This window comes from Streptomyces sp. ATCC 21386 (assembly GCF_018728545.1).
Taxonomy (GTDB): domain Bacteria; phylum Actinomycetota; class Actinomycetes; order Streptomycetales; family Streptomycetaceae; genus Streptomyces.
In genome coordinates this window covers 1,157,109-1,181,414 of record NZ_JAAVVL010000001.1, presented here as the reverse complement: position 1 = coordinate 1,181,414, position 24,306 = coordinate 1,157,109, and the positions used below count along the sequence as shown (strand labels likewise).

Below are 24,306 nucleotides of genomic sequence, written 5' to 3'. Positions count from 1 at the left end.
GGGGTTCTCGCGCAGTTCCCCGCGCCCCTGAACAGCAGGGGCTGCGCCCCGTGCTTTTCGATGAAGGGCCAAAGGCCCCCTTCAGGGGCGCGGGGAACTGCGCGACCGGCCCTCACCGGCCCGCGGAGGACCCGCAACCCCCTGAACTGCACCTTCACCCCTTCGCCAGGCCATTGTCAGTGGGCTGCGGTAGCTTCCGAGGTGGTGCGCAAGGGTGCGTGCGACGGAGTGAGCCACAGGGGTGGGTTGGGCCATGAGCGACGGTACGGCGACGGCGGAACTTGACGTCCGGCTGGAGAAACACCGGGTCGAGCTGACCGGGTACTGCTATCGGATGCTGGGGTCGTCCTTCGAGGCCGAGGACGCCGTGCAGGACACGATGATCAGGGCCTGGCGGAGTTACGAGAAGTTCGAGGGGCGGTCCTCCCTGCGGTCCTGGCTCTACCGGATCGCCACGAACGTCTGTCTCGACATGCTGACCGCGGGGAACAAGCGGGCCCGGCCCATGGATCTCACCGACTCCACGCCGCTCGCGCAGGCCGCCCTCTCCCCCCGCCCCGACAACACCTGGCTGGAGCCGGTGCCGGACGCCCGGGTGCTGCCGACCACCGACGATCCGGCGGAGGCCGCCGTGGCCAAGGAGTCCGTGCGGCTGGCGTTCGTCGCGGCGCTGCAGAAGCTGCCGTCCAAGCAGCGGGCGGTGCTCATCCTGCGTGAGGTGCTCGCGTGGAAGGCCAGCGAGGTCGCCGAGCTGCTCGACACCTCCGTCGCCTCGGTGAACAGCGCGCTGCAGCGGGCCCGTGCGACCCTCGCCGAGGGCGACGGGAAGGTCGCGCCGGCCGATGTCTCCGACCCGCTCGACGACGAGCAGCAGAAGCTGCTGGAGCGCTATGTGGCCGCCTTCGAGGGGTACGACATGGCGGCGCTGACGGCCCTGCTGCACGAGGACGCGGTCATGACGATGCCGCCGTTCGACCTGTGGCTGACCGGCACCGGCGACATCACCGGCTTCATGACCACGCTCGGCGCGCCCTGCGCCGGATCGCACCTCGTGCCGGTCGCGGTCAACGGGTTGCCGGGCTTCGCGCAGTACAAGCCGGACCCGGAGAAGGGCGGCTTCAGCGCGTGGGCGGTGCAGGCGCTGGAGATATCAGAGGGCCGGATCGCCGGATTCCACTGCTTCCTCGACACCGCCCGCTGGTTCCCCCTCTTCGGCCTGCCCCTCCACCTCGAAGGCAAGCCCGACCAGGCCCAGTAGCGCGCGCAGCGCCGGGTCGGGGTCCCGCAGCCGTATCCGGCCCCCGGCCCGGCGGGCGGTGAGCTGCATCCGCGCCAGCACGTCGACGACGACCAGGCCCGGCGGTCCGACACCGGCGACGTCGCACACCACGGTCCCGCCCCCGGTCTCCTCCAGTCGCGCGCGTACCTCGGCACAGAGCCGAGGCGTCTCGTCCCGGGTGACGGGGCCTGGCAGCACGAGTACGGCGGGTGTCGTCGCGTCCACGATCGGTAGACCGGGGAGCGCCCCGGAACTCATCGCGGAGGCGACCACACCCACCGTGACCTGCCCGGATCCACCGGGCTCGGCTGTCTCAGGCGATGCGGTCCAGCACGATCGGGGCCGGGGAGTACGCGGTGCCGGGGGCCGCGATGTCGTACGACCCCCGCACGGCCTCCAGGGCGTAGTCGAAGCGCTCGGGCGTGTCGGTGTGCAGCGTCAGCAGGGGCTGACCCTCGGTGACCGTGTCGCCGGGCTTGGCGTGCAGCTCGACGCCGGCGGCGGCCTGGACCGGGTCCTCCTTGCGGGCGCGTCCGGCGCCGAGGCGCCAGGCGGCGATGCCGATGTCGTACGCGTCCAGGCGGGTCAGGACCCCGGAGGCGGTCGCCGTGACCACGTGCTGCTCGCGCGAGGTCGGCAGCGGGGCGTCCGGGTCACCGCCCTGGGCGGCGATCATGCGGCGCCAGGCGTCCATCGCCGAGCCGTCTGCCAGGGCCTTCGCCGGGTCGGCGTCCTTCACCCCGGCCGCGTCCAGCATCTCGCGGGCGAGGGCGACGGTGAGCTCGACGACGTCCGCCGGGCCGCCGCCCGCAAGGACCTCGACCGATTCGCGGACTTCGAGGGCGTTGCCGGCCGTGAGACCGAGGGGGGTCGACATGTCCGTGAGGAGGGCGACCGTCTTCACGCCGTGGTCGGTGCCGAGGCCGACCATCGTCGACGCCAGTTCCCTCGCGTCCTCGATGGTCTTCATGAAGGCCCCCGTGCCGACCTTCACGTCCAGGACGAGGGAGCCCGTGCCCTCGGCGATCTTCTTCGACATGATCGAGGACGCGATCAGCGGGATGGCCTCGACCGTGCCCGTGACGTCGCGGAGCGCGTAGAGCTTCTTGTCCGCCGGGGCCAGGCCGTCGCCCGCCGCGCAGATGACCGCGCCGACCTCGTCCAGGACGTTCAGCATCTCCTCGTTGGAGAGCAGGGCGCGCCAGCCGGGGATGGACTCCAGCTTGTCCAGGGTGCCGCCGGTGTGACCGAGGCCCCGGCCGGAGAGCTGCGGTACCGCCGCGCCGCAGGCCGCCACCAGCGGTGCCAGGGGCAGGGTGATCTTGTCGCCGACGCCGCCCGTGGAGTGCTTGTCGGCGGTGGGGCGGGACAGGGACGAGAAGTCCATGCGCTCGCCGGAGGCGATCATCGCGGCCGTCCAGCGGGCGATCTCGCGGCGGTCCATGCCGTTGAGGAGGATCGCCATGTTGAGGGCGGCCATCTGGTAGTCGGCGACCTCGCCGCGGGTGTACGCGTCGATGACCCAGTCGATCTGCTCGTCGCTGAGCTCGCCGCGGTCCCGCTTGGTGCGGATGACTGAGATGGCGTCCATGGCCATGGCTGTCCTTCCAAAGATCTGCGAAAGTGCGCGGCCCCTCCGACCGGTCGTCAGGAGGGGCCGCACGGGAGTTACTTGGTGAGATGGCCCGGACCGAAGGCCTGGGGCAGCATCTCCGAGAGGGGCAGGATTCCCGCCGGGGTCTCCAGCAGCAGGCCGGGGCCGCCGAACTCGTACAGCAGCTGTCGGCAGCGGCCGCAGGGCACGAGGATCTCGCCCTTGCCGTCGACGCAGGTGAAGTGCGTCAGCCGGCCGCCGCCCGTGCGCTGCAGCTCCGAGACCAGTCCGCACTCGGCGCACAGGCCGAGGCCGTACGAGGCGTTCTCGACGTTGCAGCCGGAGACCGTGCGGCCGTCGTCGACGCGGGCGGCCACGCCCACCGGGTAGCCCGAGTACGGGGCGTACGCGTGGGACATGGCGTCCCGCGCGAGGGCGCGCAGTTCGTCCCAGTCGGCCTCGGCCGGTGCGCCGGCGGTCACTTGCCCTGGCCCTTGCGGTACGGCAGGCCGTCCGCCTTCGGCATCCGCAGCCGTTGTGCGGAGAGCGCGAGGACGATCAGGGTGATGACGTACGGCGTGGCGGCGACGACCTGGTTCGGGACCTCGTTGGTGGTCGCGTACCAGGCGAAGACCAGGGCGCCGACGACGAAGGTGATCGCGGCCGCGACGTACTTCCTGCGCACGGCCTGCCAGATCGCGCCGATGATCAGCAGGAGGGCGCCGAGGAGCAGCAGGGCGTGGACGTTCTCGGAGCCGCCGCGCAGGTTGAGGCTGTCGGTGTAGCCGAAGAGGCCGGCGCCGAGGGCGAGGCCGCCCGGCATCCAGTTGCCGAAGATCATCGCGGCGAGACCGATGAAGCCGCGGCCGCTGGTCTGGCCCTCCAGGTAGAAGGGGTTGGCGACGATGGAGAGGAAGGCTCCGCCGAGGCCGGCCAGACCGCCGGAGATGATCACGGCGAGGTACTTGTACTTGTAGACGTTGACGCCGAGGGACTCGGCGGCGATGGGGTTCTCACCGCAGGAGCGCAGGCGCAGACCGAAGGCGGAGCGCCACAGGATCCACCAGGTGGCGGGGATCAGTGCGACGGCGACGAGGGTCAGCCACGAGACGTTGGTGACCAGACCGCCGAGCAGGCCGGCGAGGTCCGAGACGAAGAACCAGCCCTTGGAGTTGAGTTCGCTCAGTGCGTCCGACAGTCCCGGGATGGTGAAGTCACCGATGGACTCGACCGGCGGGGACTGCTTGGCCGAACCGCCCTGGTGGCCCTCGAAGGCGAGGGGGGCCAGGTAGCGGGTGGCGCCGAGGGCGAGGATGTTGATGGCCACACCGGAGACGATGTGGTTGACGTTGAAGGTGACGGTGACGAAGGCGTGCAGCAGGCCGCCGACGCAGCCGCCGATGATGCCGACCAGGACGCCGGTCCAGGGGCCCCACTGGAAGCCGGCCCAGGCACCGAACCAGGTGCCGAGGATCATCATGCCTTCGAGGCCGATGTTGACGACGCCCGCGCGCTCGGCCCACAGACCGCCGAGACCGGCCAGGCCGATCGGGACGGCCAGCTCCAGCGCGGTGGACATCTGGCTGACGTTGGTGATGCCGTCGGCGCCGGTGATGATGCGGACGATCGAGGTGAGTGCCAGGACGCCGGCGATGACCAGCAGCAGCACGGGCAGCGACATCTTGCGCCCGGTCGGGGCGGTCGGCTCCAGCGAGGGCTGGTTGAGGTCGGTCGCGGTGGTGCTCGTGGTCATCGGCCCGACACCTCCTTCTTGACGTTGTTGTTGTCGGAGGCGTCCGCGCCGAGGACGTTCCCGGCGGCGAGCTCGGCGCCGACGCGGCGCTGCTGCCGGCGCAGGCCCCACTCGCGGACGGTCTCGTAGGAGACGACGACCGAGAGCACGATCAGGCCCTGCATGATGACCGCGATCTCCTTGTCGTAACCGTGGAAGTCCAGCTCCGGGGAGGCCTTGTCGAGCCAGGCCCACAGCAGGGCGGCGAAGGCGATGCCGACGGGACCGTTTCGGCCGAGGAGAGCGATGCCGATGCCCAGGAAGCCGATACCGGTGGGGAAGTTGAGGCTGTAGGTGTGGGTGTCGCCGAGCAGGATCGGCAGGCCCGCGAGCCCCGCGACACCACCGGAGATCAGCATGGCGGTGAGGATCATGCGCTTGGGGTCGACACCGCTGGCCGCGGCGGCCGACTCCGAGGCGCCGGAGGCCCGCAGGTCGAAGCCGAAGCGGGTGCGGTTGATGACGACCCAGTAGCCGACGCCGAGGAGGACGGCGAGGAGGACCAGGCCGTAGATCTCGCCGGCCTTGCCCATGTCGATGCCGGGCACCCAGCCCGACTCGGCCATCTCGCCGGTGGTGTTGTTGTTGCCGACCTTGACGCCGAAGACGTTCGGCAGCCAGAGGTAGCCGATGACGGAGGTCGCGATCGCGTTCAGCATGATCGAGGAGACGACCTCGCTGACGCCGCGGGTGACCTTGAGGACACCGACGATGGAGGCCCAGAACGCGCCGGTGCAGATCGCGGTGAGCATCAGCAGCGGGATCTGGAGGGCGGCCGGCAGGTCCATGTGGGCGCCGACGATCGCGGTGATCATGGCGCCGAGGAGGTACTGGCCGTCGACACCGATGTTGAACAGGTTCATCCGGAAGCCGATGGCCACCGCCAGGGCCGCGATGTAGTACAGCGAGGCCTGGTTGATGATCCGGACCTGAATGTCGGAGAACGAGGCCTGCTCGAACATGATCGAGAACGGCTCGACCGGGTTCTTGCCGGAGGCCAGCAGCACGATCGCGGTCAGCGCGAAGGCCACGGCGAGCGCGAGGACCGGTCCGGCCACCGCGAGGAGCACGCGCTCCTTGTCGAACTTCTTCATCAGCGGGCCTCGTCTTCCTCGGACCCGGACGCGGACTCGTCCGCCGAGGTCTCAGGGGTCTCTTCGTGTTCGAGGTGGCCGGTGGCTGCACCGGTCATGGCCGAGCCCAGCTCCTCGGGGGTGATGGTGGCCGGGTCGGCGTCGGCGACCAGCTTGCCGTTGTAGATCACCCGGAGGGTGTCGGACAGGCCGATCAGCTCGTCCAGGTCGGCGGAGATCAGCAGCACGGCCAGGCCCTCGCGGCGGGCCTCGCGGATCTGGTCCCAGATCTGGGCCTGCGCGCCCACGTCCACACCGCGGGTGGGGTGGGCGGCGATCAGGAACCGCGGCTTGTGGCTCATCTCGCGGCCGACGATCAGCTTCTGCTGGTTGCCGCCGGAGAGGGAGGCGGCGGTGACGTCGATGCCGGGGGTGCGGACGTCGTACTCGGCGACGATCCGGCGGGTGTCCTCCTGTGCGGCCTTCGGGTCGAGCCAGACGCCCTTGGCGTTGGGCCGCTCGGTCACATGGCCGAGGATACGGTTCTCCCAGAGGGGGGCCTCCAGGAGCAGACCGTGCCGGTGGCGGTCCTCGGGGATGTAGCCGACGCCCTGCTCGCGGCGCTTGCGGGTGGCCCAGGTGGTGATCTCCTCGTCGGCGAGCGAGATCGTGCCGGAGTCGGCGGACTTCAGGCCGATGAGAGCGTCGACCAGCTCGGTCTGGCCGTTGCCCTCGACGCCGGCCAGGCCCAGGACCTCGCCCGCGTGGATGGTGAAGGTGATGTCGTCGAGCAGCGCCTTGCCGCCGACGGCCTCCAGACGGAGGTCCTTGACGGTGAGGACGGGACGGTCGGTCACCGTGGACTCGGCCGTCTCGGGGGTGGGCAGTTCGCTGCCGACCATCAGCTCGGCGAGCTGGCGCGGGGTGGTCTCGGCGGGGACGGCCGTGCCGACGGTCGTGCCGCGTCGGATGACGGTGATCTCGTCGGCGACGGAGAGCACCTCGCCCAGCTTGTGCGAGATGAAGATGACCGCGAGGCCCTGCGCCTTGAGTTCGCGCAGGTTGGCGAAGAGGGAGTCGACCTCCTGGGGCACCAGGACGGCGGTCGGCTCGTCCAGGATGAGGGTGCGGGCGCCCCGGTAGAGGACCTTGAGGATCTCCACGCGCTGGCGCTCGGCGACGCCCAGCTCCTCGACCAGGACATCGGGGCGGACCCCGAAGCCGTAGCGGTCGGAGATCTCCTTGATCTTGCGGCGGGCCTTGGCGCCGATGCCGTGGAGCTTCTCGCTGCCGAGGACCACGTTCTCCAGGACCGTGAGGTTGTCGGCGAGCATGAAGTGCTGGTGGACCATGCCGATGCCGCGCACGATGGCGTCGGCCGGGGAGGAGAACGAGACGTGTTCGCCGTCGACCGCGATGGTGCCCTCGTCCGGCTTCTGCATGCCGTAGAGGATCTTCATCAGGGTCGACTTGCCGGCGCCGTTCTCCCCGACGAGGGCGTGGACGGTGCCCTTGCGGACGGTCAGGTGGATGTCGTGGTTGGCCACGACGCCGGGGAATCGCTTGGTGATCCCGGCGAGTTCGACGGCGGTCACCGAGTCGTTGACCGCCGCGTCGGCCGGAGGGCTGCTGGACGCGTTGATGGCGCACTCTCCTGGGAAAGGGGGTCGTCTACGCGCGTAGCGCCCCTACGGCATCGAAATTGGGCGGCGACGCACCGGGACAACGGGGTACAGGGAGCGATACTCCCCGTGCCCCGTTGAGCGGACGTAACCCCGCGGTTACTGGAGACTCCGGGAGGGCCTCGGTGGTGTCCGAGACCGCCCCCTCGGTCGCCCGGCTGCTCGTGCTGTGGCTGGGTGGTCGGTCGCGACCTGGATCAGCTGGTCTTGACCTTGATCTCGCCGCTGATGATCTTCTCCTTGGCCGTGGCGATGGCCTCCTGGAGCTCGGTGTCGCTCTTGAACTTCGGGTTGGAGTCGGCGAGGCCGACCTCGCCGGTCTTCAGATCGCCCCTGACGATACCGGTCTCGGGCTTGCCGTCCTCGACCGACTTCGCCAGGTTGTACACCGCCTTGGCGACGTCCTTCGTCGCCGAGGTCAGGATGAAGTCCTTGTACGTCGCGAGGGCTTCCTGCTTGTACTGGTCGGAGTCGACGCCGATCGCCCAGATCTTGTTCGCGGCGGCGGCCTCGATCACGCCCTGGCCCGACAGACCGGCCGCCGCGTACACGACGTCGGCCTTCTTCTCGATCTGGCCCTCGGCGGCCGTCTTGCCCTTGTCGGGGCTGGAGAAGCCGCCCTCCTCGGCCGTCTGGGTCAGGTACTGGGTGAGCACCTTGGCCTTGGGGTTGGTGTCCTTGACGCCCTGCGCGAAGCCCGCCTGGAACTTGTGGATCAGCGGGATGTCCACGCCGCCGACGAAGCCGACCGTGTTCGTCTTGGTGACCTTGGCCGCCGCGACGCCGGCGAGGTACGAGGCCTGCTCCTCGGAGAAGACCAGGTCAGCGACGTTGTCCAGCTGGACCGTGGAGTCGTCGACGATGCCGAAGGTGGTGTCCGGGTACTGCTCGGCGGCGGCCTTCACGGCCGTAGCGTAGGCGTAGCCGACACCGACGACCGGGTTGTAGCCCTGCTTCGCCAGGGAGACCAGGCGCTGCTCCTTGTCGGCGTCCGTCTCGCCCTCGGTGGGCTCGATGTCCTGCGTCTTGTACCCGAACTCCTTCTTCGCCTTCTCCAGGCCCGCGTAGGCCGCGTCGTTGAAGGACTGGTCGCCCTTGCCGCCGACGTCGTACGCGATGGCGAGGCCCATGTCGCCCTTGGAGTCGGCCGAGGACGAGGCGTCCGTCGACGTACCGCCACAGGCGGAGAGGGCGAGGGCGAGGGAGGCGGTCGCTGCGCCTGCGACCGCGAGGCGGGAAACCCGGCGCATTTGTGGTGCTCCTGTCGTACAGCGCCGGGGGGTACTGGGCAGTAGTGCTGCACAGCATCGGCGCCTTATATGGCTTTCGCCGCAGAGTAACGCGCGTAGACCCTCCGGGTGAAGCCTGGTGGACCACGTTGTTATGGGGCCGTGTTGCAACGTGGGGCGGGGGTTCTGGGCGTCAGGGGTGGGGGGTGCCCGTCGAGTCGCGATCGTCCGTGCGTTGTGGCTGGTCGCGCAGTTCCCCGCGCCCCCGGAAGACCCCGGGACACAAGTGAGGCGGGGTGGGTGTACAGGTACACCCACCCCGCCTGTGCGCGCTCGCGGAGATGCGACCGTTACTCGGTCTTCACCTTGATCGTGCCGTCGATGATTTCCTTCTTGGCCTTGGCGACCGCGTCCGAGAGGCCGGCGATCTCGGCCATCTTCGGGTTGGAGTCGGCGAGGCCCACGCCGTCGACCTTCAGGTCGAAGGTCTGGACACCCTCGAGGGGCTTGCCGTCCTCGACGGACTTGGCGAGGGCGTAGACCGCACCGCCGACGTCCTTGAGGGCGGAGGTGAGGATGTACTCCTTGTAGGGGGCCAGGGCCTCCTGGTTGTACTGGTCGGAGTCGACGCCGATCGCCCAGACCTTGGCCTTGGCGGCGGCCTCGATGACACCCTGGCCGGAGAGGCCGGCGGCCTGGTAGAGGACGTCCGCGTTCTTCTCGATCTGGCCCTCGGCGGCGGCCTTGCCCTTGTCGGGGCTGGAGAAGCCGCCCTCCTCGGCCGTCTGGGTCAGGTACTGCGAGACGACCTTGACCTTGCCGCCGCTGGTGTCCTCGACGCCCTGCTTGTAGCCGGCCTCGAACTTGTGGATCAGCGGGATGTCCACACCGCCGATGAAGCCCACGGTGTTCGACTTGGTGGCCTTGGCGGCCGCGACACCGGCGAGGTACGAGGCCTCCTGCTCGGCGAAGACGAGGGACGCGACGTTCTTGCCCTCGACGACCGAGTCGACGATGCCGAAGGTGGTGTCCGGGTACTGCTTGGCGGCGGCCTCCATGGCCGGGCCGTAGGCGAAGCCGACACCGATGACCGGGTTGTAGCCCTGCTTGGCCAGGGACTCCAGACGCTGCTGCTTGTCGGCGTCCGTCTCGCCCTCGGTGGGCTCGATGTCCTCGGTCTGGTAACCGAACTCCTTCTGAGCCTTCTCCAGGCCCGCGTACGCGGCGTCGTTGAAGGACTGGTCGCCCTTGCCGCCGATGTCGTACGCGATCGCGAGGCCCTTTTCGCCCTTGCTGGTCTCGCCACCGCTGCCGCTGCTCTCACTGCTGGTACCACCACAGGCCGTGGCGGCGAGCGCCAGCGACGCGACCCCCACCGCGACGCGGGTCAGTTTGGAAATCCGACGCATCTTGAAGTTCCCCATCTTCTCCAAAGCCCCGCGACCGGGTGCTCAGTTCGGCGCACATTAACGCGCGTAGACCCTCCTGGGAACGGGGTTTCGACTGGCCGTTATCCATTCGTGCCGGTGGCCGTTACGCCCTCGTGAACCAGGGGATCGAAAGGGACGTCTCGGGCACGGGGCCTTTCGCGTCCCTCGCGGTCCGTGTACAGGGGTGACTTCAGCGTGAGCGTGCGCGGTCCGTACGGGGCTCGTACGGACACGCGCACCAGGCTGCCGCGAGGGTGGACGGGGCGCAAGCCGAGGGCTCCGGAGGGGGTTACCGGCCGGCCGCGTCGAGGAGCCGCATGCGGGCGTCGAGGAGGGCGGCCGCGGTGAAGAGCTCGACGCCCACGGTGATGGCGTGTTCGTCGGCGTCGAAGTCGCCCTGGTGGAGGTCGCGGACGGTGAGGTCGCCCGGACGGCGGACGCCCAGGCGGGCCATGGCGCCGGGGACGTGCTCCAGGTACCAGGAGAAGTCCTCGCCGCCGAGGCTCTGCTCGGTGTCCTCGACGGACTTCACGCCGCGGCGGGCCACCATCGAGTCGTGCAGCAGCTCGGTGACGACGGGGTCGTTGACGACCGGCGGGACGCCCCGGATGTAGTTGATCTCGGGCTTGGCGCGGTGCATGACCGCGACCTCCTGGACCGCCTCGTGGATCAGGTCGGGGGCCTGCCGCCAGGCGTTGATGTCCAGACAGCGGACGGTGCCGGAGAGTTCGGCGTGCTGCGGGATGACGTTCGGCGCGTGGCCCGACTCGATGCGGCCCCAGGTCACGACGAGCCCGGCGCGGGCGTCGAAGCGGCGGGCGACCAGCGCGGGCACGTCGGTGACGACCCGGGCGGCGGCGGTGACGAGGTCGGTCGTGAGGTGCGGGCGCGCGGTGTGGCCGCCCGGGCCGTCCAGGGAGAGCTCCAGCCGGTCGCAGGCCGAGGTGATGGGGCCGTGGCGCAGCCCGATGCGGCCCGCGTCGACGCGGGGGTCGCAGTGGACGGCGATGATCCGGCCGACGCCTTCGAGCGAGCCGGTCCTGATCACGTCCGCGGCGCCGCCGGGCAGCACCTCCTCGGCCGGCTGGAAGATCAGCCGCACGGGGCGGGGCAGCTCTCCCCTGCGGTGCAGGTCGGCGAGGACGAGGCCGGCACCGAGGACGACGGTGGTGTGCACGTCGTGGCCGCAGGCGTGGGCGCGGTCCGGCACGGTGGAGCGGTAGTCGCAGTCCACCTTGGTGTCCGGGATCGGGAGGGCGTCGATGTCGGCGCGCAGGGCGAGCGCGGAGTGGTCGGCGCCGCTCCAGTCGCCGATGTCACAGATGAGTCCGGTCCCGGTCTCGAGCACACGCGGCCTGAGCCCTGCCTTCTCCAGGCGGGCCTTGATCGCGGCGGTCGTACGGAACTCCTGGTTGCCGAGCTCCGGGTGCATGTGCAAGTCGCGGCGGAACGCGACGAGTTCGGCACGCAGGGCTTCCGGCAACGTGCCGGGGAGCGACGCTTCGGCTTCCCCTGGCAGATCGGCCTCGGACTCTCGGGACATCAGTTGGTTCACCCTCTGAAGGGTAGGGCGATCGGGCGACCTTCTAACCCTCGATCAACAAAAAATCAGCCTGTGAGGGAAGTTTTCCGGCCGCACACCGCATACGTATTGGCAGGGATGGGTATACCCGTCCGTCTTTCGGTTCGGGTGGCCCTCGGAGACGGGAGCGCCGGGTTTGCCCGCGAATCCCATCGACTAAACGTCCGGGGGTGCCCGAACGATTCCCACACTCCACCCTTACCACGTATCCGTCGTCCCACGGTGCCGGAAGCGTCACCACCGCGCGACCGGGCGGCTACGTCGTGTGTTCGACCGTGCGGCCGGACCGCCACCCCGACCAGCTGGGACGGGGGCGGTGGCCTGCGGTTGTCCGGGCGTTCGGGGGCGTCGGCGACCGGTTGACCGACCGGGTCGCGCACGCGTACCCGAGGTGACAGGGATCACGGTCTCCCCGTGACCCGGGACACGGGGACAAGTGGTCCCCGCCGGACCCTCAGGCCGACGCCACCGACGACAGCCGGTGGACGTCCCGGGCCGTGCCCGTGACGCCGGACAGGAAGCCCTGGGCGCGGGGGGAGGCGTTCTCGGTGAGCCAGCCGGGGTCGATGTCGCAGACGGCGACGCGCACGTCCGTCCCGGCCAAAGCCAGGGGCAGGGTGTGGACGACCGTCGACGGGAAGCTCAGGATCGTCCGGCCGATGGGACCGCGGCGGGCGATGAGTTCCAGGGGGAGGTCGGGGCGGACGATCTCCAGGCCGGTCTCCGCGCCGAGGGTGTGGAGTTTCTCGGCGCTCTCGCGGCGGTGGGCGAAGTACCGGGTGGCGCCGTGGGCCTTCGCGAGGGAGCGGACGGCTTCGAGGTAGCGGTCGCCGTCGACCACTCCGGTCTCCACGAGGGAAGTGCCCACGAGGTCGGCGCCCTTGGTGATGCGGGGCGGGCCGAAGCGGGAGCGGGTCCAGGCGAAGTCGTTGGCGGTGACGGAGACGCCCTCGGGGGCCTCGTCGATCGGCATGGAGGAGAAGACCTCGACCCGTCGGCCGCCGGCCGGGGTGAGGCGTTTGCGGGCCCTGGAGGAGACCGGGGCGAAGATCAGGTCGCGAGGGCCGGGGCGGCCGCCCTTGCGGTGCCAGCGCACGAGGCGTTCGCCCCGGGCCAGCTGGGAGACGAACTCCATGGTCGCGGTGCCGTCGTCGACGACGACCACGTCCGACGCCCGGGTGATGGTCAGCAGGAGCTGGACGTACCGGGAGAAGGGGTCGCCCAGGACGATGCGGCGCGCGGCGCGCAGCAGCGGGGCGAGGCCGCCGACGGTGCGGAAGGGGGCGGCGGTGCCGCCGCGCGCCTCCTCCCAGCGCACGTCGTGGCCCTCGTCCCGGGCCAGCTCCGTCATGCGGCGCAGCTGGCCCCGGGTCATGGGGTCGTTCGGCGACAGGATCACCAGGGTGAGCCCCGCGCCACCGGAACCGAAGGGCCCCGCGCCGGGGTCCTCGGGGGTGCCGAGGGCGTGGGTGTGCGCCCACTCCAGCACGTTCAGGAGCTGTACCGGGCTCTCGACGAAGGCGAGAGTGTGGGGGGCGGCGGTTCCGGTGCGGGGGCTCATCGACGTATGTCCGTCGCTTCCGGGAGTACGGATGTTGGGGGCGGGGCGGGGGATCGCTTGCCTGCGGTGGCGGGTGCCGCCGCGGGCCGCGGGCCACCCGTGCCGCCCCGGCGGCACGACGGCCCGCGGCTACCTGCGGTCGGTCAGACGCCGACCGGCTCGCCCGCCGCCACCGCGATCTCCGCCTCGGCGACGACGCCGGCGACACGGCGCAGCTTCTTCATGGGGCCGAGCTCGGAGTCGTAGACCTTCTTGACGCCGTCGCCGAGGGAGGCCTCGATGGTGCGGATGTCGCGGACCAGGCGGGTCAGGCCCTGGGGCTCGACGGAGGCGGCCTGGTCGGAGCCCCACATCGCGCGGTCGAGGGTGATGTGGCGCTCGACGAAGGTGGCGCCGAGGGCGACGGCGGCGAGCGTGGTCTGCAGGCCGGTCTCGTGGCCGGAGTAGCCGATCGGGACGTTCGGGTACTCGGCCTGGAGGGTGTTGATGACGCGGAGGTTGAGCTCCTCGGCCTTGGCCGGGTACGTCGAGGTGGCGTGGCAGAGCAGGATGTTGTCGGAGCCGAGGACCTCGACCGCGTGCCGGATCTGCTTGGGGGTCGACATGCCGGTGGAGAGGATGACCGTGCGGCCGGTGGCGCGCAGGGCGCGCAGCAGCTCGTCGTCGGTCAGGGAGGCGGAGGCCACCTTGTGGGCGGGGACGTCGAACTTCTCCAGGAAGGCGACGGCCTCGGTGTCCCACGGGGAGGCGAACCAGTCGATGCCCTTCTCCTTGGAGTACTCGTCGATCTGGCGGTACTCGTCCTCACCGAACTCCACGCGGTGGCGGTAGTCGATGTAGGTCATGCGGCCCCAGGGGGTGTCGCGCTCGATGTCCCACTGGTCGCGGGGGGTGCAGATCTCGGGGGTGCGCTTCTGGAACTTGACGGCGTCGCAGCCGGCCTCGGCGGCGGCGTCGATCAGCTTGAAGGCGTTCTCCAGCTCACCGTTGTGGTTGATGCCGATCTCGCCGACGACGTAGACGGGGTGTCCGGGGCCGGCGGTCTTCGAACCGAACGTGCGCAGACGGGAGTTGGTGCTCATGGTGGGACCAGTTCCTTACTTGTCGAGGGGGTCGAGAGAGTCGAGAGAGGGACCGAGGATCCAGCCGGCGATCTCCCGGATCGCGCCTTCACCGCCGGGGACGGTGGTGACCGCGCGTGCGGCGCCGCGTACGACGTCGTGGGCGCTGCCGACCGCCACGGGCCAGCCCACGAGGGCGAAGCACGGGAGGTCGTTGACGTCGTTGCCGACGTAGAGCACGCGCTCCGGCGCGATGCCCTGCTCCTCGCACCACTGCTTCAGCGCGAGGTCTTTGCGGTCGATGCCGTGCAGGACCGGGATCTTGAGCTTCCGGGCCCGTGCGGCGACGACCGGGTTCTGTTCCGTGGACAGGATGAGCATCTTCAGGCCGCTCCTGCGGAGGGCCGCGATGCCGAGTCCGTCGCCGCGGTGCACGGAGACGAACTCCCGTCCGTCGGAGTCGATCAGCACCCGGTCGTCGGTCTGGGTGCCGTCGAAGTCGAGGACTACGGCGTCGATGTCGTCGTAGGCGGGGAGGGCGCCGGGCCGGTTCGCGTCGAAGAGCGGCGCGAGGGCCTGGGCGCGGGCGAGGTCGTGCGGGTCGTCGATCTCCAGGACCCGGGCAGGGTCGGTGCGGACGGGTTCCGTACGGCCGAAGAAGCGGTGCTGGTGCTTGCGCAGCCCGGCCGCGTCCATGGCGTAGGCGGCACCGGTCTCCAGCAGGTCCTGGGGGCGGTCCTGGCGGCGGGGGCGGAAGGACTTGTCGTGGTTGACGCCGTAGCCGCCGGTGGTGTCGGCGGGCTCCGGGGTCTCGCCGTCCGTGCCTCCCGGGTGGGCGGCCTGGGCGGTCGCGGGCTCGTCCGCCGTGTCGCGCCAGATGAAGCCGTGGAACGGGGCGACGGTGAGGGCGGTGTCGGCGCCGTGTTCGACGACGGCGCGGGCGACGCCGTCGATGTCCTCGCGGAGGATGAACGGGCTGGTGCACTGGACGAGGAGGACGACGTCGACGGGGGCGCCGTGGCGGGACTCGTGGACGTCCAGGGCGTGCAGGACGGCGGCCTCGGAGGTGGCGGTGTCTCCGGCGATCGCGGCGGGGCGCAGGACGACCTCGGCGCCGGACTCACGGGCGGCGGCGGCGATGGCGTGGTCGTCGGTGGAGACGACGACGTCCGTCACCAGCTGGGCGGCGAGGCACTCGCGGACCGCGCGGGCCACCAGCGGAACGCCGCCGACGGGGGCGAGGTTCTTCGCGGGGACGCCCTTGGAGCCGCCCCGCGCGGGGATCACGGCGAGGACGCGGCGGGCGGAAGGCGCCTGGCCCGCTTCCGGGTTGGACATGTCGGGAACTCCTTGCGGCTCTTGCGAGGCGGTGGGGCGGCGGCTCACAGCTCCCCCATCCGGCGGATGACGGGCGCCACGCGCTGCACTCCGTGGCGGTAGGCGCCGCGCGCCGCCCGGCGCACGATCTGCCGTACGGGCCCGGCCTGCCGCTCCTCCGCGGGCGACCCGGGCAGCGGTGCGCCGTCGGGGCCGAGGTGGTGGCGGGCGAGGATGCCGGGGAGGTAGCCGGGCGCGGTGACGGGCGTGTAGTACGGCGCGAGGGGCGGCAGTTCGGGCGCCGCGACCAGCTTCGCGATACGGGTACGGGCGGCGTCGAAGGCGGTGGCGTACGAGCCTCCCCCGGACTCCGTCCGGGAGGTGCCCCCGGCCATGACCCCCTGCCGGGCCACCCACTCGGGGTCCGGCGTCGGCTCGTACCCGGCGTCCAGCTGGTCCCAGGAGGCGAGGCAGCCGGAGCCCACGAAGTGGTGGTTGCCGAGGGTCTCGCGGATCCCGAGGTCGGTGAGGACGACGGTGGGGATCCGGCGGTGCAGCGACTCCAGGGCCGCCGTGGAACTGATGGTGACCAGCAGGTCGGTGGTGTCGAGGACCTCGCCCATGTTCCCGTACGCGAGGCGGAAGTTGGCCGGCAGTCCGCCGGGAAGCTTCTCCGCCAGCTTCTGGTACGGCAGTTCCTCGATGTGCGTGGTGTGCTCGCCCGGCTTGGAGCGCAGCTTCAGCAGCACCTGGCGGTCCGGGTGCAGCCTCGCGTGCTGGACGAGGCGGTTCAGCAGGTACGTACGGTCCCGGCGGTTGTCCGGGACGGACGGCTGTACGGCGAAGACGACCGTGTAGGGGCCGTCGGGGCCGGCGTACGCCTTGCCGCCCAGGAAGGGCAGCGCGACCTCGGTGACCGAGGAGGCGTCGGCGCCCACACCCTCGTAGACGGCCCGGAAACGGTCCGCGTCCTGGCGGGAGTTGGCGAGGACGAGGTCCGCGCCGTGCCGCAGCAGCAGACCGTCGGCGAGCTTCTCGTAGACGACACCGACGTAACCGGTGACGACCACGGGCCGCTTCGTCCGGCCGTCCCAGGCCCGGCGCAGGCCGTGCAGTATCGCCTGGACGCCTCCGCCGACGAGGGAGAGCACGATGACGTCGTACGCGTTCCCCTTCGTGTCCTCCTTCATGGCGCGCAGGAATTCGAGACCGGTCACCTCGCGCAGGGAGTCGGGGCGGACCCCGACCTCCTGGAGCTGGCGGGCCGTGGGGGTGGCCCGGCCGCGCAGGAGGAAGCCGTCCAGGCGGATGTCCGCGCCCTCCGGAGCGAGACGGTGCGCGGTGAGCGCGCCCCATTTCCACCGGGTGTCGGAATCCGCGAGCACGGCGACTCGCAGGCTGTTCGTAGCACTTGCTGGCACATCGAAGACGCTAGGAAGCGATTCCGTTGATCGGCCCAACCCGAATGCAACAAAGGGTTAACAGCACATCGCCGAACGGCGAATCGGGGCGCGAATGGCACCGAAAAGTATCTGGTTCACGGTCCCGCCACGCGTCGTTCACCTGACATCAAGCGGCTGGTCAAGACGAATGCCGGAGCGCCGCCTAACGTCACGGGGGTGGTCAAGCTCTCCGTCATCGTGCCGTTCTACAACGTGCAGCAATACGCGCCCGACACCCTGAAGAGCCTCGGAGCCAACGCTCGTGAGGACTTCGAATTCATTCTCGTCGACGACTGCTCCCGCGACGAGACACCGGACATTCTCGCGCGCGCGGAGCGCGAGCTGCCGGGGGCGGTGTACGTCAGACACGAGAAGAACGGAGGACTGGCGACCGCGCGCAACACGGGCATCGACAAGGCCCGCGGCGAGTACCTGACGTTCCTCGACGGGGACGACTGGCTCGCCCCCGGCTACTATCCTCAACTGTTGGGCGCGATCGAGGAGTTGGGCTGCGACTTCGTGCGCACGGACCATGTCCAGTGCACCGCGCGGGCCCGCTCGGTCCACCGGGTGCCCATCGGGCGGCGGGGCGTGGTGATGAACCCGCGCGACGCGATCCTGCCCGCCGACCGCTCCACCTCCGTGGACTACGCGTACGCCTGGGCGGGCATCTACCACCGCCGACTGGTCGACAAGGGCGTGCTGCACTTCACCCACGGGCTGCGCACGGCCGAGGACCGGCCGTGGATCTGGAAGCTGCACCGGGAGGCCGATTCGTTCGCCACGGTGGGGCTGCTGGGCGTCTTCTACCGGCGCGGTGTGGCTTCCTCGCTGACCCAGATCGGCGACGTACGACAGCTCGATTTCATTCGCGCATTCGACCAGGTCGTCGCGGAAACCGCGAAGGACCGGGACGCGGACAAACTCCTCCCCAAGGCCGTGCGCACCTATTGCGCGATCATCTCCCACCATTTGGGTTCCATCGAAAGGTTCGAGCCGGCGGTGGCACGGAAACTGAAGTCGATGAGCGCGGTCGCGCTGCGCGGAATGCCGCAGGACGTGCTCGACGAGGCCCTCGACTCGATGGACGTCCAGCGCGCCACCCGGCTGCGCCGGCTGCGCCGTCGTCCCGCCGCCACGGGGGTCGCCGCATGACCACGCAGATCTTCATGGCGTCCACCCTGTACGGCGTGGCCACGCTGGCCGCCGCCCTGGACACCGAGTGCTTTCGCCCCGCCTCCCGGCGCATCCTGCTGGTCTCCAACAACGCGGCGACCCCGGAGACGGCCCCCGGCCCGGACGAGATGCCCGGCTTCGAGCGGCTGCGGTCCCGCTTCGACGAGGTGATCTCCTGGAACGAGACCATCTCCCCCTTCCACCCCGGCGGCTGGTCCCCGCGCATGGACGACGTACCGCTGTGGGAGCGGCATCTGCGGCTGCTGTGGAACCTGGGCGACGACGACGTCGAACTGGCCGTGGAGTCCATCCAGGTCCACCCCGCGCTCGGCTTCACGCAGATCTTCACCGGCGCGCCGGTGACCGTGTACGCCGACGGCCTGATGAGCTACGGCCCCACCCGCAACAAGATCGACCCGCTGGTCGGCACCCGTATCGACCGGCTGCTCCACCTGGACCTCGTGCCGGGGCTCGAACCCCTGCTGCTCACCGAGTTCGGGGTCGGGGCGGAGATCGTGCCGACGGACGCCTTCGTGAAGGTGCTGGCCGAACTCGTGGACACGGGCGACGAGTTGCCCGCGATCGAGGAGCCGGCGCTGCTGCTCGGCCAGTACCTCTCCGCGCTCGGCATCCTGACCGCCGAGGAGGAGGAGAACCTCCACGTGACGATGCTGAAGGGTGCCGTCGCGCTCGGGCATTCCAAGGTCGTGTTCAAGCCGCACCCCAGTGCCCCGGCCCGCTGGTCGCGCGGTCTGGAGAAGGAGGCGGAGCGGCTCGGCGCCGACCTGACCGTGCTGGACACGCCGGTCCTCGCCGAGGTGCTCTACCAGCGGATGCGTCCGGCCCTGGTCGTCGGCTGCTTCTCGACCGCCCTGCTGACGGCCTCCGCGCTGTACGGGCTGCCGGTGGCCCGCGTCGGTACGGGCGCGCTGCTGGACCGGCTCGCCCCGTACGAGAACAGCAACCGGGTGCCCGTCACGATCGTGGACGCGCTGCTGCCGGAGCTGGGGGACGCGGCGGCCGTCGCCTCCCAGCGGCCGGGCACGGCGGTGTCCGACCTCAACAGCCTGGTCCGGGCGGTGGGGTTCGCGATGCAGTCGAAGATCTACCCGTCGCTGCGGGCGGAGACCGAGGCGTATCTGACGCGGCATCTGAGTACGCACACGCTGCGGTACTTCAAGCGGCGGCGGTTGACCTCGCTGGGGCTGCCCGGTGGGATTCCGGTGCAGCTCGCGTTCATTCCGCGTAACGCGACGGTGCGGAGGGTCGCCCGGCGGGCACGGTCGCTCAAGCGGGCGACTCTGGGGTGAGTTCCGCGGTGAGTTCTTTGACCAAGGTTGATGATCGGGTCGAGTCTCGGGCGGGGGTCGGTGGGGGCTTCTCGCGCAGTTCCCCGGGCACCTCTCGGGGCGCGGCAGCGGGCGTCGGCCGGGCAGCGCCCCGGCTCTACGCGCTCGACGGGCTGCGGCTGATAGCCGCTCTCGCCGTCGCCGCCTATCACTACGGCGGGCGGGACGGCGAGATCGCGAAGGCGTGGGGGGCCTCGCCCGCCGTGCAGTTCCCGACCGCCCACAGCTGGCTCGCCTACGGCTGGGCCGGGGTGCAGGCCTTCTTCGTGATCAGCGGGTTCGTGATCTGCGCCAGCGGCTGGGGCCGGTCGGTGCAGGCGTTCTTCGCCTCCCGGGCGTCCCGGCTGCTGCCGGCGTACTGGGCGGCGGTGATCCTGGTGGCGGCGGTGTTCGCGCTGCCGGGGATCGCCTTCGCACGGGTGTCGGTCAGCGAGTTCCTCGTGAACCTCACGATGCTGCAGATGCCGCTCGGTGCGGACCGCGTCCTCGGCGTGTGCTGGACGTTGTGGGCGGAGGTCCGCTTCTACGTCCTGTTCGCGCTGTGCGTGGTGCTGCCCGGGGTGACCCGCAGACGGGTGATCTGGTTCTGCGGAGGCTGGACCCTGGCCTCGGTGCTCGCGCACGGGGCGAAGGAGCCCTTGCTGGACATGGTCCTGATGCCGGAGTACGCGTCCCTGTTCATCGGGGGCATGGGCCTCTATCTGGTGCACCGCGACCGCCGGGACACCGCCGCCTGGCTGATCGTGGTCTTCAGTCTGCTGCTGAGCCAGTACCAGACGGTCGAGGCGATGTGGCACGCCCCGAACGCCGACTACTTCTCCTACCGCTCCCAGCTCGGCATCATCGTCGCCGTCACCGTCGGCTTCGTGGCCGTGGGTGCCGTGGCGCTGGGCCTGCTGAACCGCGTCGACTGGCCCTGGCTGACCACCGCGGGGGCCCTGACGTACCCCTTCTACCTGGTGCACGAGCATCTGGGCTGGCCGGTGGTGCGGGCACTGCACCAGGGGCTGGGTGTTCCGTCGGCCCTGACCGTCACGCTCACCGTGGCGCTGATGCTGGCGCTCGCCTGGCTGCTGCACCGGTGGGTCGAACGTCCGTTGCAGCCGCTGCTGCGGACGTCACTCGGAGGACGTCGTCGCTGAACGGTCCCGGAACCTGGAATTGGCCCACTGTTCATGCGACGCGAGGATTCGAAAACGCTTCCGCGGAGAGGCTCCGCAGCATCCTTGACCGGGCCAAAGGCATCTCATAGGTTCCTGGCCCGTTCGCCTGTTCGCCTCGTCGACGCAAGAAGGTCTTCCGTCCTCATGACCTCTGAAATGACCTCTGAACACGGCACGATCCGACTGCCCCGTGAACTCGATGACGTCCCCGGCTGGTTCCCGGTGCTCGACCAGATGCTCTTCGACTGGTTCCTGAACCGGCAGGAGGCAGCGGGCGAGCGGGGCGACCTCCTGGAGGTCGGCGTCTACATGGGCAAGAGCGCCATCTTCCTCGGCCACCATCTCCAGGAGGGCGAGGCGTACACGGTCTGCGACCTCTTCGAGAGCGACGCACCGGACGACGCCAACGCGGCGGAGGCCACCAAGTCGTACCGCAGCACGCTCACCCGTCGGGCGTTCGAGGCGAACTACCTCTCCTTCCACGACGAACTGCCGCGTGTGCTGCAGGGGCCCAGCTCGGTCGTCCCCGGCGAGGTCCAGCCGCGCTCCTGCCGATTCGTGCACATCGACGCCTCGCACCTGTACGAGCACGTCGAGGCCGACATCACCGCCGCCCGGGACGTCCTCCTGCCCGGCGGCCTGGTCGTCCTCGACGACTTCCGCTCGGAGCACACACCGGGTGTCTCCATCGCCGCCTGGGAGGCCGTCCTCAACCGGGGCCTCAACCCCGTCTGCCTCAGCACGCAGAAGCTGTACGGCACCTGGGGCGATCCCGAGCCCCTCCAGGAGGCGCTGCTCGCCATGGTCGCGGACCGGGACGACTGCCACCTCAGCAACCAGCGGGCCGCGGGTCACCGCATCCTGCGCCTGAAGTCCAAGGGCATGAAGGCCCCGGCCTTCCCGAAGTCCCGCCACTGGACCGAGCCCTCGCCGCCGGCACCCGCCCCGGTCGCGCCCGCACCCCAGCCCCCGGCCCGCCGCCGCCCGCCCCGGAGCCCCGCCCGGAAACTGGCCGCGGACCTGCTGCCGCCGGTGGTGACGAGGGCGATCAGGAAGGCGCGCGCGGCGAACCGGCCGGGGAGGTGAGACGGGGCAGGAAGGGGGCGCGCAGAGGCTAGGCGCTGCTCGCCAGGGACAGCTTGACCGCGAAGCCCAGGAACAGGGCCCCCGCCGCCGAGGTCGCCCCCGCCGACAGTCTCCTCCGGCGGCGGAACGTGGCGGCCAGCCTGGTGCCGCTGAATATCAGCGCGCTCAGGTAGAGGAAGCTGGCGAGCTGGGCGAAAGCACCGAGGACGACGAAGGAGAGGGCCGGGTAGGCATAGCCCGGGTCCACGAACTGCACGAAGAAGGCGACGAAGAAGAGGATCGCCTTCGGGTTCAGCAGACTGATCACCACGGCCCGCCGGAACGGCCGCTCGCCCTCCGCGACCTCCTCGCCCGGCCCCTCCACGTCCCGCTCGCGGCGGCTGCGCCACATCGCCCACGCGGCCCGCAGCATCCCGATCGCCAGCCACGACAGATAGCCGGCGCCCGCGTACTTCACGATCCCGAACAGCACGGCGTTGGCCTGCAGCAGTGAGGCCACTCCCGCCGCCGACAAGGTCATCAGCACGGTGTCGCCGACCCATACGCCGGCGGCGGCCCGATATCCGGTCCGTATCCCGCGCCGGGCGGCCACGGACAGCACGTAGAGGGAGTTGGGGCCGGGCAGCAGCACGATCAGGACGAGGCCCGCCAGATAGGTGGGGAGGTCGATGACACCGAACATGAGAAGGAGTGTCGCACGAGGGTCCGACATCGCAATATGCCCGCCCGAAGCCAGACAAAAGCCAGAGGAAAGCCAGACGAAAAGGCAGCCAAAAGGCAGTCAGAAGGCAGCCGCGGTCGATCGTGATCGGCCGCGGCTCACGCACGAGCGGTCAGAAGGCGTCGCTGGGGATGTACGTGCCCCACACCTCACGGAGGGCGTTGCACACCTCGCCCACCGTGGCGCGGGCCTTCAGTGCCTCGCGCATCGGGTAGAGGACGTTGTCCGTGCCCTCCGCGGCCTTCTTCAGGGCGGTCAGGGCCGTGTCGACCGCCTGCTGGTCGCGTCGCGCGCGGAGCGTGGCGAGCCGCTCCGCCTGCTGGGCCTCGATCGCCGGGTCCACCCGCAGCGGCTCGTACGGCTCCTCCTCGTCCAGCTGGAAACGGTTGACACCCACCACGACCCGTTCCCCGGAGTCGGTCTCCTGCGCGATGCGGTACGCGCTGCGCTCGATCTCGCCCTTCTGGAAACCGTGCTCGATGGCCGCGACGGCACCACCCAGGTCCTCGACCTTCCGCATCAGCTCGACGGCCGCCGCCTCCACGTCGTCGGTCATCTTCTCCACGACGTACGAACCGGCGAACGGGTCGACCGTCGCCGTCACGTCCGTCTCGTAGGCCAGCACCTGCTGTGTGCGCAGCGCCAGACGGGCGCTCTTGTCGGTCGGCAGGGCGATCGCCTCGTCGAAGGAGTTGGTGTGCAGCGACTGGGTGCCGCCCAGCACCGCCGCCAGTCCCTGCACCGCGACCCGCACCAGGTTCACCTCGGGCTGCTGCGCGGTCAGCTGCACCCCGGCCGTCTGCGTGTGGAAACGCAGCATCAGCGACTTGGGGTTCTTCGCGCCGAACTCCTCACGCATGACCCGCGCCCAGATCCGGCGCGCCGCCCGGAACTTGGCGACCTCCTCCAGGATGGTCGTCCGGGCGACGAAGAAGAACGACAGCCGGGGCGCGAAGTCGTCCACGTCCATGCCCGCCGCGACCGCCGTGCGCACGTACTCGATCCCGTCGGCCAGGGTGAACGCGATCTCCTGCGCGGGCGAGGCACCGGCCTCGGCCATGTGGTAGCCGGAGATCGAGATCGTGTTCCACTTCGGGATCTCAGCCCTGCAGTACTGGAAGATGTCGGCGATCAGCCGCAGCGAGGGCTTGGGCGGGAAGATGTACGTCCCGCGCGCGATGTACTCCTTCAGCACGTCGTTCTGGATCGTGCCGGTCAGCCTGTCCGCCGGTACGCCCTGCTCCTCGCCGACCAGCTGGTACATCAGCAGCAGCAGCGCGGCCGGCGCGTTGATCGTCATCGACGTCGAGACCTTGTCCAGCGGGATGCCGTCGAACAGCACCCGCATGTCCTCGACGGAGTCGATCGCCACGCCCACCTTGCCGACCTCGCCGTGGGCGATCGGGGCGTCGGAGTCATGACCCATCTGCGTGGGCAGGTCGAACGCGACCGACAGCCCCATCGTGCCGTTGGCGATCAGCTGCTGGTAGCGGGCGTTGGACTCCACCGCCGTACCGAAGCCCGCGTACTGACGCATCGTCCACGGACGCCCCGTGTACATCGACGGATACACGCCCCGCGTGAACGGGTACGCGCCCGGCTCCCCCAGCTTTTCCGCCGGGTCCCAGCCCTCCAGCACCTCCGGCCCGTACACCGGCTCGATCGGCAGCCCGGACTCCGACTCGCGCGCCATGATGTGTGCCTCCGTCTTGCTCGTCGCTTCGGATGCTCGCTTGTTACTCGTCAGTACAACGGTCTTGGCGTCGGAC

General features: G+C 70.3%; 20 protein-coding genes. 5 read left to right on the top strand and 15 right to left on the bottom strand.

Annotation, left to right across the window (positions count from 1 at the left end; all coding sequences use genetic code 11):
- Nucleotides 1–253: 253 nt before the first annotated feature.
- A complete protein-coding gene (locus GWK25_RS05205) occupies nucleotides 254–1,258 on the top strand; it encodes a sigma-70 family RNA polymerase sigma factor (protein WP_215448690.1) in 1,005 nt (334 codons plus the stop codon).
- Here the strand turns inward: GWK25_RS05205 and GWK25_RS05200 are convergent.
- From GWK25_RS05200 to GWK25_RS05140, 13 genes are all read right to left on the bottom strand, one after another.
- A complete protein-coding gene (locus GWK25_RS05200; protein WP_215448689.1) occupies nucleotides 1,151–1,537 on the bottom strand; it encodes an STAS domain-containing protein in 387 nt (128 codons plus the stop codon). The two genes, GWK25_RS05205 and GWK25_RS05200, sit on opposite strands and share 108 nt — an antisense overlap.
- 55 nt (nucleotides 1,538–1,592) lie before the next feature.
- On the bottom strand, nucleotides 1,593–2,876 hold the full coding sequence (locus GWK25_RS05195; RefSeq protein WP_215448688.1) for a thymidine phosphorylase: 1,284 nt from the start codon (nucleotides 2,874–2,876) through the stop codon (nucleotides 1,593–1,595).
- 71 nt (nucleotides 2,877–2,947) lie between these two features.
- Nucleotides 2,948–3,355: a cytidine deaminase gene (locus tag GWK25_RS05190; protein WP_184904314.1), complete on the bottom strand. Its 408-nt coding sequence runs from the start codon at nucleotides 3,353–3,355 to the stop codon at nucleotides 2,948–2,950.
- Nucleotides 3,352–4,626, bottom strand: a complete 1,275-nt coding sequence (locus GWK25_RS05185) for an ABC transporter permease (RefSeq protein ID WP_215448687.1) — start codon at nucleotides 4,624–4,626, stop codon at nucleotides 3,352–3,354. The genes GWK25_RS05190 and GWK25_RS05185 overlap by 4 nt, the downstream gene beginning before the upstream one ends.
- A complete protein-coding gene (locus tag GWK25_RS05180; protein ID WP_215448686.1) occupies nucleotides 4,623–5,759 on the bottom strand; it encodes an ABC transporter permease in 1,137 nt (378 codons plus the stop codon). Before GWK25_RS05180 ends, GWK25_RS05185 begins: the two co-directional genes overlap by 4 nt.
- Nucleotides 5,759–7,333, bottom strand: coding sequence for an ABC transporter ATP-binding protein (locus GWK25_RS05175; protein WP_215448685.1), 1,575 nt, complete (start codon nucleotides 7,331–7,333; stop codon nucleotides 5,759–5,761). The genes GWK25_RS05180 and GWK25_RS05175 overlap by 1 nt, the downstream gene beginning before the upstream one ends.
- A gap of 284 nt (nucleotides 7,334–7,617) precedes the next feature.
- Nucleotides 7,618–8,670: a BMP family protein gene (locus GWK25_RS05170; protein WP_215448684.1), complete on the bottom strand. Its 1,053-nt coding sequence runs from the start codon at nucleotides 8,668–8,670 to the stop codon at nucleotides 7,618–7,620.
- Nucleotides 8,671–8,999: 329 nt separating this feature from the next.
- A complete protein-coding gene (locus GWK25_RS05165; RefSeq protein ID WP_215448683.1) occupies nucleotides 9,000–10,058 on the bottom strand; it encodes a BMP family protein in 1,059 nt (352 codons plus the stop codon).
- 310 nt (nucleotides 10,059–10,368) lie between these two features.
- A complete protein-coding gene (locus tag GWK25_RS05160) occupies nucleotides 10,369–11,622 on the bottom strand; it encodes an amidohydrolase (protein ID WP_215457210.1) in 1,254 nt (417 codons plus the stop codon).
- Between the two features lie 493 nt (nucleotides 11,623–12,115).
- Nucleotides 12,116–13,222, bottom strand: a complete 1,107-nt coding sequence (locus tag GWK25_RS05155) for a hypothetical protein (RefSeq protein WP_215448682.1) — start codon at nucleotides 13,220–13,222, stop codon at nucleotides 12,116–12,118.
- A 143-nt stretch (nucleotides 13,223–13,365) separates the two neighbouring features.
- Nucleotides 13,366–14,304: an N-acetylneuraminate synthase family protein gene (locus GWK25_RS05150; RefSeq protein ID WP_215448681.1), complete on the bottom strand. Its 939-nt coding sequence runs from the start codon at nucleotides 14,302–14,304 to the stop codon at nucleotides 13,366–13,368.
- Between the two features lie 15 nt (nucleotides 14,305–14,319).
- The gene (locus tag GWK25_RS05145; RefSeq protein WP_215448680.1) at nucleotides 14,320–15,621 is read right to left on the bottom strand and encodes an N-acylneuraminate cytidylyltransferase; all 1,302 of its coding nucleotides are present in this window, start codon (nucleotides 15,619–15,621) and stop codon (nucleotides 14,320–14,322) included.
- A 44-nt stretch (nucleotides 15,622–15,665) separates the two neighbouring features.
- Nucleotides 15,666–17,021, bottom strand: coding sequence for a DUF6716 putative glycosyltransferase (locus GWK25_RS05140; RefSeq protein ID WP_215448679.1), 1,356 nt, complete (start codon nucleotides 17,019–17,021; stop codon nucleotides 15,666–15,668).
- Between the two features lie 198 nt (nucleotides 17,022–17,219).
- Between GWK25_RS05140 and GWK25_RS05135 the strand changes: the two genes are divergently transcribed.
- From GWK25_RS05135 to GWK25_RS05120, 4 genes are all read left to right on the top strand, one after another.
- The gene (locus GWK25_RS05135) at nucleotides 17,220–18,197 is read left to right on the top strand and encodes a glycosyltransferase family 2 protein (protein ID WP_215448678.1); all 978 of its coding nucleotides are present in this window, start codon (nucleotides 17,220–17,222) and stop codon (nucleotides 18,195–18,197) included.
- Complete coding sequence (locus GWK25_RS05130; RefSeq protein WP_215448677.1) at nucleotides 18,194–19,528, top strand: alpha-2,8-polysialyltransferase family protein; 1,335 nt, start codon at nucleotides 18,194–18,196, stop codon at nucleotides 19,526–19,528. Before GWK25_RS05135 ends, GWK25_RS05130 begins: the two co-directional genes overlap by 4 nt.
- Nucleotides 19,529–19,545: 17 nt before the next feature.
- Entirely contained in the window at nucleotides 19,546–20,709 is a 1,164-nt protein-coding gene (locus GWK25_RS05125; protein ID WP_251828719.1) for an acyltransferase, read from the top strand.
- A gap of 177 nt (nucleotides 20,710–20,886) precedes the next feature.
- Nucleotides 20,887–21,816 carry a class I SAM-dependent methyltransferase gene (locus GWK25_RS05120; RefSeq protein ID WP_215448675.1) on the top strand — a complete coding sequence of 310 codons (930 nt, stop codon included), beginning with the start codon at nucleotides 20,887–20,889 and terminating at the stop codon, nucleotides 21,814–21,816.
- Nucleotides 21,817–21,844: 28 nt separating this feature from the next.
- Here the strand turns inward: GWK25_RS05120 and leuE are convergent, their stop codons facing one another.
- Together leuE and GWK25_RS05110 are read right to left on the bottom strand one after the other, a co-directional pair.
- Nucleotides 21,845–22,498: a leucine efflux protein LeuE gene (gene leuE / locus GWK25_RS05115; RefSeq protein WP_215448674.1), complete on the bottom strand. Its 654-nt coding sequence runs from the start codon at nucleotides 22,496–22,498 to the stop codon at nucleotides 21,845–21,847.
- Nucleotides 22,499–22,649: 151 nt separating this feature from the next.
- On the bottom strand, nucleotides 22,650–24,230 hold the full coding sequence (locus GWK25_RS05110; RefSeq protein ID WP_215448673.1) for a methylmalonyl-CoA mutase: 1,581 nt from the start codon (nucleotides 24,228–24,230) through the stop codon (nucleotides 22,650–22,652).
- Nucleotides 24,231–24,306: the final 76 nt, after the last annotated feature.